This is a genomic window from Streptomyces sp. NPDC043854 (assembly GCF_056436005.1).
In genome coordinates, this window is the sequence record NZ_JBWKDK010000016.1 from 89,607 (window position 1) to 101,628 (window position 12,022).

General features: G+C 70.7%; 9 protein-coding genes and 2 pseudogenes. 4 read left to right on the forward strand and 7 right to left on the reverse strand.

The features are described 5' to 3' along the window. Positions 1-113: 113 nt before the first annotated feature. A pseudogene (locus tag AC068A_RS16865) lies at positions 114-404 on the forward strand (response regulator transcription factor); the annotation flags it as partial. Between the two features lie 193 nt (positions 405-597). Here the strand turns inward: AC068A_RS16865 and AC068A_RS16870 are convergent. After that, positions 598-1,722 (reverse strand): DUF6183 family protein, encoded by a 1,125-nt coding sequence (locus AC068A_RS16870; RefSeq protein ID WP_478585557.1) that lies wholly within the window; start codon positions 1,720-1,722, stop codon positions 598-600. Positions 1,723-1,777: 55 nt separating this feature from the next. On the opposite strand from AC068A_RS16870, the pseudogene AC068A_RS16875 reads away from it, so the two are divergent. Beyond that, a pseudogene (locus tag AC068A_RS16875) lies at positions 1,778-1,882 on the forward strand (IS21-like element helper ATPase IstB); the annotation flags it as partial. Between the two features lie 68 nt (positions 1,883-1,950). Here AC068A_RS16875 and AC068A_RS16880 read toward each other — a convergent pair. Together AC068A_RS16880 and AC068A_RS16885 are read right to left on the reverse strand one after the other, a co-directional pair. Continuing rightward, positions 1,951-2,397 (reverse strand): DUF6228 family protein, encoded by a 447-nt coding sequence (locus tag AC068A_RS16880; RefSeq protein ID WP_478585559.1) that lies wholly within the window; start codon positions 2,395-2,397, stop codon positions 1,951-1,953. A 360-nt stretch (positions 2,398-2,757) separates the two neighbouring features. Further along, on the reverse strand, positions 2,758-3,321 hold the full coding sequence (locus AC068A_RS16885) for an Imm21 family immunity protein (RefSeq protein ID WP_478585561.1): 564 nt from the start codon (positions 3,319-3,321) through the stop codon (positions 2,758-2,760). A gap of 875 nt (positions 3,322-4,196) precedes the next feature. Between AC068A_RS16885 and AC068A_RS16890 the strand changes: the two genes are divergently transcribed. Next, positions 4,197-5,354 (forward strand): globin domain-containing protein, encoded by a 1,158-nt coding sequence (locus tag AC068A_RS16890; protein ID WP_478585563.1) that lies wholly within the window; start codon positions 4,197-4,199, stop codon positions 5,352-5,354. 36 nt (positions 5,355-5,390) lie between these two features. Beyond that, positions 5,391-6,011 (forward strand): pyridoxamine 5'-phosphate oxidase family protein, encoded by a 621-nt coding sequence (locus tag AC068A_RS16895; protein ID WP_478585565.1) that lies wholly within the window; start codon positions 5,391-5,393, stop codon positions 6,009-6,011. Between the two features lie 51 nt (positions 6,012-6,062). On the opposite strand, the gene AC068A_RS16900 is transcribed toward AC068A_RS16895, so the two are convergent. The 4 genes from AC068A_RS16900 to AC068A_RS16915 all read right to left on the reverse strand — a co-directional run bounded on the left by AC068A_RS16900 (position 6,063) and on the right by AC068A_RS16915 (position 11,956). Continuing rightward, entirely contained in the window at positions 6,063-6,713 is a 651-nt protein-coding gene (locus tag AC068A_RS16900; protein ID WP_478585567.1) for an HAD family hydrolase, read from the reverse strand. Between the two features lie 238 nt (positions 6,714-6,951). Next, positions 6,952-7,968 (reverse strand): DMT family transporter, encoded by a 1,017-nt coding sequence (locus tag AC068A_RS16905; RefSeq protein WP_478585569.1) that lies wholly within the window; start codon positions 7,966-7,968, stop codon positions 6,952-6,954. A gap of 9 nt (positions 7,969-7,977) precedes the next feature. Then, complete coding sequence (locus tag AC068A_RS16910) at positions 7,978-10,464, reverse strand: penicillin acylase family protein (RefSeq protein ID WP_478585571.1); 2,487 nt, start codon at positions 10,462-10,464, stop codon at positions 7,978-7,980. A gap of 1 nt (position 10,465) precedes the next feature. Next, positions 10,466-11,956 carry a pyridoxal phosphate-dependent decarboxylase family protein gene (locus AC068A_RS16915; RefSeq protein WP_478585573.1) on the reverse strand — a complete coding sequence of 497 codons (1,491 nt, stop codon included), beginning with the start codon at positions 11,954-11,956 and terminating at the stop codon, positions 10,466-10,468. Positions 11,957-12,022: the final 66 nt, after the last annotated feature.

Here is a 12,022-nt window from a genome sequence, read left to right on the forward strand (position 1 = left end):
AGAGGCACTGGGCGGGGTGGCCGAGCGGTGCAGCATCCCGCTGCGCATGGAGTTCGAGGCCGGCGGGCTGTTGCCCCAAGCGGTGGAGGCCGCTGCCTACTTCGTCGTCTCCGAGTATGGAGCGCATCCACGGGGGTGGGGCGGCGATCGACCCCGAAGTCGTGCGACAGCTGGTCATCCGCAGCACGCACGGCGATCCGCTGGCCCGGCTGACGCCGCGCGAGCGCAGTGTGCTGGAGGCGTTGGCCCAGGGGCACACGAACTCGGCGATTGCGCAGAAGCTGCACATCTCGCTGAGTTCGGTGGAGAAGAACCTCAATGCGGTATTCGACAAGCTGGAGCTGACCCACACCACCGGCTACAGCCGGCGCATCCTAGCGGTGCTGCGGTACCTGGAATCGTAGCGCGGGGTGCGCATTCCAGGGCCGGGGTTGATGCGAAATGGGCGCGGGCGCAATCCCACAGGCCCTGCGCATGGCGGTGGGGTGGACAAGGGGATTGCCGGCCTGGCCGGTCAGGGCTGCGGGGATGGGGGCGGGGACTCCGTACGGCCCTCCCACCCGCCGGTGCATCCGAGCCCGCTGTCGGAGCGGGCGTTCAGTCGGTGTCGGTGGCGGCGAGCACCGCGATTTCCCGCCCTCCGGGGCGCAGTGCGGTGATGGCGAGGTCCCACGCGACGTTGTCGAACCAGTCGGCCTCAGTGTCGAAACGGAACCAGTGCGTCTGCTCGGCGCGCCGTGCGATGTCCGGGACCGGGGTGTGGGCTGCGAGGCCGACGAGGCCGGCGAGAGACTGCCAGGCGGCGAGGCGGCCGTACGCGCCGAAGTGGCCCATGGTGTACGCGCCACCGCTGGCGGCAGCCGCTCGCAGGATGCCCAGCACGGCGTCAGCGGTGGTCGTCCACAGGTCGGGGTTGTCCCTGCGGCATCCCAGGGGCAGCCGGGCGAAGAGTGCGCCGAAGTCCCCGGCGTCGAGTGGCGGGTCAACAGTGAAGACATGGGCGGCAACCCGCCCGTTGGAGGCCGTGCGCCAGTCCTCCGTGACCGTGCTCATGGCGATGTCCTGCTCCCAGTCGTCCACCTCGGTCACCTTGGTGTCGGCCACCCGTCGACGGGCGGCCAGGGTGGTGGTCAGGGGGTCCTCCGGGACCCGGGAGTCCGGGCCCATGCGCATCCAGACGAAATCGCGTTCGATCTGCTCCAGCGGCAGCAGGTGGCACGGCAGCTGTGCGAGGGGGTGGCTGTCGGCGGCCAGGACGGAGGCGAAGGGCGGCAGCGCCGGGTACTCGTCGACGGACACGGCAAGCCGTACGAGCTCGTGCAGCAGGCAGGCGCGGAACTCGTACAGGACATCCTGGCCGGGTACGGCTTCGAAGACCTCCCGGGCCAGGTCCTCGGCGGACTGGTGGACAGCCAGCTCCATGGCCAGGAGCCGGGTGCGGACCTCCTCGCCCCGGCCACCAGGCCTCAGGGCGAGGGGCAGGCTGAGGAGCTGCCGGATCGTGTCCCGGCCAGGAGTCCTGGCGAGCACGCGCTGGACGTGGTCGTACACCGACTGGTACTGCCATGCCTCGGAACCTGTCGCGCCGACCATCGCCGCTCCGAGCGCGCCGACCCAGTCGAAGTCGCCGGCGGCGACGCGCCGGTCGACCTCGTAGGTGAACGCCTGCGTGCTGTCTGCATGCGCCAACGCGTGCATGAACTGTCGAACTGAGGATTCCATGGTCGCCCCACCCTGTGACGGCGCCCCCTCGGGGCTGCACCCGGTAGGCGGCGAACTGCTCGACCGCCTCACCTTCGGCGGCAACATCATCGAGACCTGCACCGACTCCTACCGCCTGGCCACCGCGCGTGCCCGCGCAGAACAGCAAGCATTCAGCTGACGTCTGCCACTCGCTTCTGCCAACGGCACCCGGGAACAGCCCGCTTCCGTTACGACGGCGAGGCGGGCCTATCCCTGGCGGACGAAGCTCCGCACGTCAGAGGCGAGCCTCGACATCTGCTCTCCTCCTTCGAGGGTCGTCGTCACAGAGCACTCCCACTCATCCTTGGCGAACACCCCAGCGCGCAGCCCCCAGCTCAGCTGCACGTGGCCACCGGCCTGGAACGTCGCAGTCAGGACGAGCCGATTGGTCACCCACGACCTTTCCCCTTCCCAACCCCGGAAGTCCCCGGCCAGACCGTCCAGGAACTCGGTCAGGTCTCCGGCCCTGTCCCACACCGAGATGCTCACCGAGTCGAGCCGCGCGCGCAGTCCATCCGCCACAGCCTCCACCGCGAAGGCGACCTCGTGTTCGTCCAACCGGGCCCAGTCGAAGAGCCGGACATACGTCGACGGCGTGCTTGGGCTACGCACAACGAGCTCGGACAACTCCGCGGGCACATCGAACACACTCACGCGCCAAACAATACGGGGCCCGCAGAGCAGTCGTCACTGCGGTTCTCACGCCGCAGCAACGTTGCTACTTCTCGAACCGATGGCGGCCCGGCTCGGCGAGGACGGGAACCGGCAGGCCCTGGTGCACTTCATTGCCTCCAGTCCATGGGACCCGGCATTGAGTCAGAGATCCGCGGCGGGTCTGCACCAGCACGCTGCCGCCCGGCCCGGCCCGGGTGAATACCAGGGCCCGATGCCCGCTGTTCTCCAGATTTCGGTGTGTCTCATGAGACATCAAGCTCATCCACCGCGGGCACCTGAGGAAGTCAAGGGGGATCGCGACGGCAGAGTGACGGACGGCTTGTGATGGAAGGCCTTCTTCTACTCGGTCATATCCGCCGGCAAAACTCCAGGCCCGTCGGGTGAGAGCCGCGTGAGCCCGACAAGGACCATGGTCGTCCTGGGCGCGGGCTTGGCATACGCAGCGCGGACCAGATAGCGCCCCGCCTCCAGGTCGATGCGCAGCCGGTCGCCCTCGTCGTCGGCGTTGTGCCCGGGAACGCCGGGCCAGCCGGAGTCCAGCAGGACCACCGGGCCCGGAACCTCCCAGAGCACCTCCGCCTCCCACGACGCGGCCTCAAGCGCCTGTTCGACGCTGCCCAGCATGGCGTCCTCGGAGTCGGCGCCGATCGAGCGCACGAAGCAGCCGTGCTCGGGCAGGTAGGTGGTTGTCCAGGGCTCCCCGAGAACCAGGGCCTCTGCGTGTCCGACGGGGATCACACCGAGGTAGCCCTCGACCTCGCAGGCCCTGTCGTAGTCGTCTTCGCCCGTGGTCGACTCGAAGTCGCATCCCTGCCAGGACGTCAGGACCTGTTCGGGGACCACGATGAGCGACCCGCCCCCGGACTCGATCCACTCCTGTGCCCCGTTGTCATATCTGACCATGTGGTCAAGCTACAGCAGGGTGGTGACATCGGAACGGCAGCGGGAGACCGCCTTGGTCCGGCCTTGCCAGCGCACGCGGCGGCGGTCAGGGCCCTGCTGGACGACATGCCCGCCACCGTCCGTGACGCCGTCCCGTAGTCCGTCACAGCGGTTTCGTACCGGCCCCGGCGCCGTCAGGTCGGTCCACCGCCGGTGGCTGTGCGTCGGAGATCGATGGAAGCCGCCGGTTCGGGATGGCTTGCCCAGGCACGCCTTGGGCTTGCCCACGTCGGAAGAGCAGAGTGCGCAGCGGGCACGGCACCGTCGATCTGGCCCGGGGGAGGCTTCCCGCCCCGCCCAACGACTTCGGAGACGCCGGGTCCTGCCGCCGGCCGGCGGTTGGACCCGCACCGGTAGGCGCGATCGTGGGAGATCGATCACGACCTGCGTGACGGCGCATCACTGCAGGGGCGGCCAGGCTGCACCGCACACCGTCGGCAGCGAGCGCCACCAAACGGGCATACCCACCTGGGCAAAAGGGGCGTATCAGCTATATCCATTAGCTACTTCTGAGTCACCCTCGAGGTCATGTAGCGTCCGGAACCGATTAATCCGCTTCAGTGCTGCCGCCCCGGATGAGGACTCATGCAAGCCAATGCTGCTGCCCCGATCGCTGCTCTCATGCGACGCAGGTTCGGTGAGGACCCCGTCCGCAGCGCGGTCCGGGGACGAAGCCCCATGACCGGTGCCGCATCTTGTTCCGCCGGTGGGAGGCAGTCCCGCATAGCGGCCGGAGGGGCGCTGGCCCCTTGAGGTTCCGGATCGGTCACACGAGCAGCACCTCAGCACACCCGTATCCGGAGCCGTCGGCCCCCGTCACCGAAGCTGCACCCGTCGTGGAACCGAAGGACGTCGAGGCGCCGCTGTCGGATCACGAGATACAGCTCATCAGGGCTTCCGTATCGGTGGTCGAGCCCCTTGCCTCGGAGATGACGGTCTACTTCTACGCGATCCTCTTCGCCCGCTACCCCGAGGTCCGTCCGATGTTCCCGCCGGGAATGGACGCCCAGCGCGGCCGCCTGCTGCGCGCGCTGCTGCGCATCGTGGACCTGGTCGACGCACCCGAGAGCCTGGTCCGCTTCTGCGCGCACCTCGGCCGCGATCACCGGAAGTTCGGCACTCTTGCCGCGCACTTCCCGGCCGTGGGCGAGTGCCTTCTCGCCTCCCTGGCCCGCTACGCCGGCCCCGCCTGGACCGCGGACATCGCCGCCGCCTGGACCAAGGCATACGGCGTGGTCTCCCAGGTCATGATCAGTGCGGCCGAGGAGGACGCAGCGGTACGGCCCGCCGTGTGGCCCGCCACGGTGGTGCACCGCGTCTCGCGCGGACAGGGCATCGCCGAGATCACCGTACGCCCCCACCTGCCCTACGAGTACGCCGCCGGCCAGTACGTGAGCATCGAGACCCCGTGGTGGCCGAAGCGCTGGCGCTACTACTCCCCCGCCAACGCGCCCAGGGAGGACGGCACCCTCACGTTTCACGTGCGCGCGGTGCCCGGGGGCACGGTCAGCAGCGCGCTGGTGCACCGTGCGGCCGTGGGCAACGTGATCCGGCTGGGCTCCCCGATGGGGGACATGGTTCTGGATGCCGCCGTCCACAGCGATCTGCTCTTCGTGGCCGGCGGCACCGGTCTCGCCCCGATCCGCGCCCTCGTCGAAGACGTGGCCCGGCGCGGCGGACGCCACCAGGTGGACCTGTTCCTCGGCGCCCGTACCGGCAGCGAGCTGTACGGCATCGACGACATGCTCCGGATGTCCCAGCGGCACCACTGGCTGACCATCAGGGGCGCGGTGTCCCACGAGTACATCCCCGGGCTCCGGGGGTCCCTGCCGGACGTACTGGCCGAGTACGGCCCCTGGTACCAGCACGACGTCTATCTCAGCGGACCGCCGGAGATGGTCGTCTCAGCCACCAAGACGCTCGGACTCAGCGGCACCTCGCCCGACCGCATCCATCACGACCCGTTCGAGACGCCCGTCCTGTCCTTCCCCTGAGCCATGCCCTCCCCTTCCTGCCAGGAGAACGTCCCCGTGACCTTGCCTGCGTCGCCTCCGCCGTCCTTCGGATCGACAGGCGAACACCAACTGCAGCAGCACCTGGGTACCGCCGACCGTGCCGCCCGGTTCTACGACCAACAGGTACGCCCGTACCTCACACCCCAGATGCGGGACTTCATCGGCCGACAGGCCATGGTCTTCCTGGCCACCGCCGACGCCCACGGAGAATGCGACGCCAGCTTCCGCGCCGGGCCGCCAGGATTCGTCCACGTCATCGACGACCGCACCCTCGCCTACCCCGAATTCCGCGGCAACGGTGTCCTCGCCAGCGCCGGCAACATGGTGGAGAACCCCCACCTGGGCATGCTGTTCGTGGACTTCACCCACCACCATGTGGGCCTCCACGTCAACGGCGCCGCCCGGCTCTACACCGATGCAGGCCTGCGTTCCCTCCACCCCGGCCTTCCCACCGACGCCGCGCCCGGACGCAGCCCCGAGATGTGGATCCACCTGACCATCGAAGAGGCCTACATACACTGCTCCAAGCACATACCCCACCTGGAACCCGCTCCCCGCTCCACCCGCCATGACCCCGCCCGCCCCAAAGACGCGAACTACTTCACCGGCCCCGACACAACCCCGTCCAAGCCCTGAGTGAGCTTGTTCCGCTTTGACGGACACCATCGCTCAAGGGGCAGGGGGCGATTACTGCTCGGTGATGAGGGTGGGGAGTTTGCGCATATCGTGGAAGACGGTGGTGCCAGGGCCTTCGAGCCGGTCGGCCGGGGTCAGTCCGCCGGCATAGCCGAAGGCGCGCATGCCGGCTGCGCGGGCGGCCTGGACGCCGGGCTGGCTGTCCTCGACCACCACGCAGGCGGCGGGATCAACCCCCATCTGCCGGGCGGCGTGCAGGAACAGGTCTGGGGCAGGCTTGCCGCGGGCGACTTCGGTGGCGCTGTAGATCCGGCCGGCGAACCGGTCGTAGAGGCCGGTGCGGCCCAGGGTGTGGCGCATCTTGCCGTGGGAGCCGCTGGAGGCCACGCAACTGGGCAAGGTGATCGCGTCGAGTGCCTCGGGCAGTCCCTCGACGGGGGCCAGACCGGCGTCCACGGCCTCGCGGTGGAGCTGCTCGAACCGCTCCGCCCAGATGGCGGCGGTCTCCTCGTCGAGCCGGGCGGCGACCTGCTCGCGGATTGAGGCATGCGAGCGCCCGATGAACCGGTCGACGACTTCGTCCTCGGTGAGGGGCCAGCCGAGCTCCGCGCCGAGGGCGACCTGGACGCGGGCGGCAATGCGTTCGCTGTCGACCAGTACGCCGTCGCAGTCGAATATGACGAGTTCAATCGGCTTGATCATCCCCGCAGCATAGGGGGCACGCCCGGTCATGCGGCTATGACGGTCTCGGGGCGTTCGACGAGGTGACCGTTTTCGAAGAACTTCAGGCTCGCCGTCCTCGGGTATGACCTCGCCGTCGGCGATCGCGTAGAGGTGCTCGACGCGGGCTTGGCGGCGTCATCCGGGTCACCCGCGTTCATCCCGGGGGTATGGCGTCGAGTGAAGTTCCTCCCTGCCTTCGTTGCCTCCTGGCTCACCTTCAGGGCGTCGTCGATGACGGTTCCGGGGCCGGGGCGTCCCGTTCGGCGGCGTCGTGCTGCTGCGCCTGGGCGCGGGTGAGGCCGGCGTGGTTGAACAGGTACGAGGCCAGCAGGACGCCCGCCACCACCAGGAGCCCGCCCCACAGTTCGTGGAAGGTCGGGGTCCGGCCCTCCCACAGCAGGTTGAAGGCCGCGCCCCAGACGGCCTCCATGCCGATGACCGGCCCCATCACCGTGGCCGGCAGCCGCTTGGAGGCGAGGTTCCAGGACCAGGTCGCGCACCACGACCCGAGGACGGCGAGCGTCACGCACCAGGCCAGGAACGGCCACAGGGTGTCGCCGTCCGCGAACGGCGACGGCCCGCCGCCGGTCAGCGCGAGCGGCAGCAAGAACAGCGATCCGAGGCAGGCGCCGACACCGATGCAGGCGGTCCAGGTGGTGCCGTCCACAACGGGCCGGGCACGCTCCAGTGTCCTGCGGTTGACGATGACGAAGTAGGACCAGGCGGCGGAGGCGAGGAATCCGAGCACGGCGCCGAACGCGAGGTCGCTGCCGTCGGAGGAGCGGTCCGCGGGCGCGCCGCTGTTGACCAGCAGGAGGCCGACGGAGATGACGGCGATCGGGAGGAGGAGTCGGCGCCAGGCGAGCACCTTCTCCAGCAGGTTGGAGACCACGGTGACCATGAGCGGGATCAGCCCGGTCATCGTCGACGCGAGGACGCCGCCGCCGAGTTCCGCGGACATCGCGAGCAGCAGGTAGAAACCGATGTAGCCCACCACGCCGAGGTGCACGGCAGTCAGCAGGCGACGGGTGCCGAGGCCGCGCAGGCCGTCGCGGTGCGCGAGCAGCACGGCCAGGGACATCAGCCCGAAGACGGCGTACCGGCCCACGACCAGGTAGTAGACGTTGACGGGGGCGACGGCGGCCGGTCCGAGGAACGTGAAGCCCCATAACGCGGTCGCCGTCAGTGCCGCTGGCAGGCCGACGGAATAGGATCGGTATGCCCTGACTGTCATCGGTGCACCTTACTCGTTTCTCGTTTCTCGTTGCCCGCGGCTCGTTGACCGCGGCTCGTTGCCCGTTGCCGGGACCAGGACGACACGGGTGCGGGTGTGGGCCTCGACCGCGGCGCGGCTGTAGTGCAGCGGGAACGATTCGTCCCGGGCCCACGCGTCGTACAGGTCGTCCCAGTGCGCGCTGTCGGGGCGGCCGGACTGGCCGGGGGCGTTGACCACCCGCGAGCGGTCCCATGCGCCGACGTCGACGACGATGCGGAAGCTCGCCCCCTCCTGCTGGCGGAAGTCCCTGTCGTAGCCGGTGTTCAGCACCGTGTCGCCGCTGCCGCCGCGTTCGCGGCGGGGCAGGCGCGGGAGGGGCAGCCGGTCGCCGAGCAGGCCGGTCAGCGGGTGGGCGGGGGCCGCGTGGTGCAGGCTTCCCCAGCGCCAGCGCGCCGTGTCGTCGCCCAGCAGGGCCCGGGTCTCGGCCCAGGCCGCGGTGAGCGAGTCCGCGAGGATGCGGTCGAGGGCGGCGGAGCCCGCTGGGTCGGCGGCGTCCGCGGCGTCCGCGGCAAGTGCGGCGTCCGCGGCAAGTGCGGCGAGCAGGGCGAGGTCGGTGCGTACGTCGGCACCGAGTTCTTCGTCGACGAGGAGGCGGGCGAGCGCGTCCGGCAGGGCGGCGGGCGGGACGAGCGGGGTGAGGGCGTGGCGCAGGAGGGCCGGGCGCAGGTGGCGGCGTTGCCAGACCTGGTGGAGGGCTGCCGCGGCGGAATCGGTGCGTTCGTCGGCGTCCCAGGTGCTCAGGAGGGTGACGGCGGCAGCCAGGTCAGCGTTCGTGTCCCGGTCGTCCTCCCTCTCGACATCCTGCCCCGCCCGTTCGGCCTTGCCGCCGAGGCGGTCGAGCAGGGTGGCCAGGATGTGCCGCGCGGCGCTGTTCACCGTGTCGCCCTGGAGGCCTACGCAGTCCTCGACGGTGACGTCCTTGGCGTCGCGCAGGACTTCGGCGATGCGTTCGTAGCGGTACCGGTGGTCCCAGTCGAAGCCGACCGTGCAGCGGTCGTGGGGGAAGCCGTCGGGGAGGTTCATCTCGTTGGCACTGGCCAGCCAGCCCTCGGGCGGGTCGATCACGGTGGGCAGCGCGTCCGCGGGGTGACGGCCGTCCCACTCGTACCGTCCGTCGCCGGGGACGGGCAGCAGCCCGTCCCAGTTGGGGCGCATCGGGATCCGGCCCGCGGGGCGCAGGCCGATGGTGCCTTCGGCCGTTGCCCAGACCATGTTCTCGCTGGGTGCGCCCCAGCGGTCGAGGGCGTCGAGGAACTCGTCCGTGGTGCGCGCCCGCAGGAGCTCGAGGCCGCCGAGGTACGGGGCCATACCGGGCTCGAGCCAGGCGGCGCGCACGGCGAAGGCCTGGTGGTGGTGGGGGTCCTGGTGGACCACCGGGCCGTGCCGGGTGAAGCGGAGCTCGATGTCGACCGGGTCCGCGCCCGCTACGGGAACCCGGTCGCGGACCACGCGCATCGGCTCCCAGCCGTCGTCGTGGCCGTCGCTCGAGCGGTAGCGGTAGCGGTCCGGGTCGTCCGGGTGCGTGTCGTAGACGTACAGGTCTTCCTGGTCGATGGCGAAGATGGTCAGGCCGAACGCGAGATGCCCGTTGTGGCCGACGGACAGGCCCGGCAGCGCGGGCTCGCCGGCGCCGATCGCGTCGAGGCCCGGCGCGGACAGGTGGACCAGGCGGCGCAGCGAGGGCAGGGTGAGCGCGCGGTGCGGGTCGTTGGCGAGCAGGGGGCGGCCGGTGGCGGTGCGCCCCGGACCGATCACCCAGTTGTTGCTGCCCTCCGGCCGGATACGGGGTGCGGGCGTGCCGGGAGCGTCGAAGTCGACGGGCGCGGTGGCGAGCCGGTAGACGGCGAGGACGTCGTCGGGGATGACGGCCGGGTCCAGGCCGTCCGGGACATGGAGGGCGCGGGCGGGTTCCCGGACCCGGCGCAGGTCCTCGACGTCGGGCCCGAAGTCGCGGAGCGTGAGGGCCCGGGCGACCTCCTGCTCGACGTTGCCGGACAGGCCGTGGCTGCGGATGACCGCCACGTCCTCGGGCCGCCATCGGCCGGGGCGGTGGCCGACGGCCTGGAACTCGGGCGGGAGCAGGTCGGGCCGCTGCTCGCACAGGTCGATGTACGCGTTGACGCCCGCGGTGAAGGCGGCCGCGATGCGGGCGGTGCCGGACCCGTAGGACCGCCATTCGGTGTCGAGGTCGCCGCGGTACACGAAGAGGCGGGCCGCCCGGTCGTGGGCGGTGAAACGCTCGCCGAAGGCCTCGGCGAGCAGTCCGAGGCCGCGGCGGCGCCACAGGTCGAGCTGGAAGAGCCGGTCCCGGGCGGCGTCGAAGCCCTGGGCCAGGAAGAGGTCGTCCTCGCACGCCGCGTACAGGTGGGGGACGCCGTGGGTGTCGACGAGGATCTCCACGGGTTCGGTCAGACCCGCAACGGTGTACTGCTCATGTCCGGCGTGCCGGCTCATGTCACCGGCCGTTTTCGGCAGCGGTGGTCTCGGCGGCCGCGGATTCGGCGGCGGCGTACTCGGCCCCCAGGCGGCGCACCTGGGCGACCAGTTCGTCGAAGTCGGCGAGCGAGGAACGGTGGTTGTTGTTCGCGACGCGCAGGACGAACCTCCCGTCCAGGACGGTGTGCGACGGCATCGCGATACCCTCCGTCTGCAGCCGGTCGAGCACGGCACGGTTCACGCGGTCGAGCGCTTCGGGCGCCGCGCCGGGCCAGACGTAGCGGAAGCAGGCCACGTTCAGGTCGCTGCGGGCCGCGAGTTCGAGGTCGTCGGCAGCCTCGACCAGCTTGACCAGGTGCGCGACCTGCGCAATGTTCCCGGCTATCGAGTCCGCGAACGGTCCGATGCCGTACGTCTTGAGCGCGAACCACACCTTCAGCGCGCGGAACCGGCGCGACTGCTCCACCCCGCGGTCGGAGAAGGCCAGCGGGAACGCGGCCGGCCCCTGCGTCGTTTTGCTGATGTAGTCCGCGCCGGATCGGAAGGCGGCCTCCAGGTCGCCGTCGCGGCGGGTGAGGATGCAGCTGACGTCGAAGGGCATGTAGAGCCACTTGTGCAGGTCGAGGACGAGCGAGTCGGCCTCGGCCAGGCCTGCGAGGAGGGGGCGGTGGGAGGGCAGGAGTTGGGCGAACGCGCCGAACGCTCCGTCGACGTGGTACCAGAGGTCCTCCTCGCGGGCGATGGCGAGGAGCTCGGCGAGCGGATCGACGGCCCCGGTGTTGACGGTTCCGGCGTTGCCGACGACGCAGAGCGGGTGCAGGCCCGCGGCCCGGTCGGCACGGATCGCGGCGCGCAGCGCGGCGGTGTCGATGCGGAATCCGGCGTCGACGGGGATGCGGCGGAAGAACCGTCCGCCGATGCCCAGCAGTTCGACGGCCTTCTCGACGGAATGGTGGGTCTCGGTGGAACCGTAGACGGTGAACTGGATGCCGGTGGCGGCGGCGCCCTCTTCGCGGAAGCCGGGTGCCTTGGCCGCACGGGCGGCGGCCAGCGCCGTGACCTGGCCCATGGAGGCACCGCTGGTGAGCAGGCCGGAGCCGGTCCCGGGCCAGTGCAGGGCCTGCCCGAGCCAGGCGATCACCTGCTCCTCGACCATCATGGCGGCGTTCCCGCCGGAGCCGAGGGTGCAGTTGATCACCGAGGCCAGGAGGTCTCCGTACGCGGCGACGGGCACGCCGGAGCCGTTGGCCCAGCCCCAGAAGCGGGGGTGGATGTTGCCCCGGGGGAAGGGCAGGACTGTACGGCGGAACTCCTCGTACACCTCGGCCATCGGCAGCCCCTCCTCGGGCAGGCCCGTCCGGAACGAGGCCGCGACGGCGTCGGGGACCTGCTGCCAGACCGGCCGGTCCCGGAGGCCGGCGAGGTGGTCGGCGATGTCATCGATCATCTGCTTGCCGAGGGCCCGGAACTCGTCCCAGTCGGCCGGGTCCAGCGGGGGGTGGGGGTGCATGGCGTGTGGTCCTTGTCTCCTGGTCTGACGGCGGGCGGCGGGCAGGGCAGAGGGCGGGGCGCAGGG

What these genes read in the sequence shown, in the direction of transcription:
- AC068A_RS16870 (WP_478585557.1), bottom strand. Translation starts at nt 1,722, where the DNA reads ATGGAATCCTCAGTTCGACAGTTCATGCACGCGTTGGCGCATGCAGAC.
- AC068A_RS16885 (WP_478585561.1), bottom strand. Translation starts at nt 3,321, where the DNA reads ATGGTCAGATATGACAACGGGGCACAGGAGTGGATCGAGTCCGGGGGC.
- AC068A_RS16900 (WP_478585567.1), bottom strand. Translation starts at nt 6,713, where the DNA reads ATGATCAAGCCGATTGAACTCGTCATATTCGACTGCGACGGCGTACTG.
- AC068A_RS16905 (WP_478585569.1), bottom strand. Translation starts at nt 7,968, where the DNA reads ATGACAGTCAGGGCATACCGATCCTATTCCGTCGGCCTGCCAGCGGCA.
- AC068A_RS16910 (WP_478585571.1), bottom strand. Translation starts at nt 10,464, where the DNA reads ATGAGCCGGCACGCCGGACATGAGCAGTACACCGTTGCGGGTCTGACC.
- AC068A_RS16915 (WP_478585573.1), bottom strand. Translation starts at nt 11,956, where the DNA reads ATGCACCCCCACCCCCCGCTGGACCCGGCCGACTGGGACGAGTTCCGG.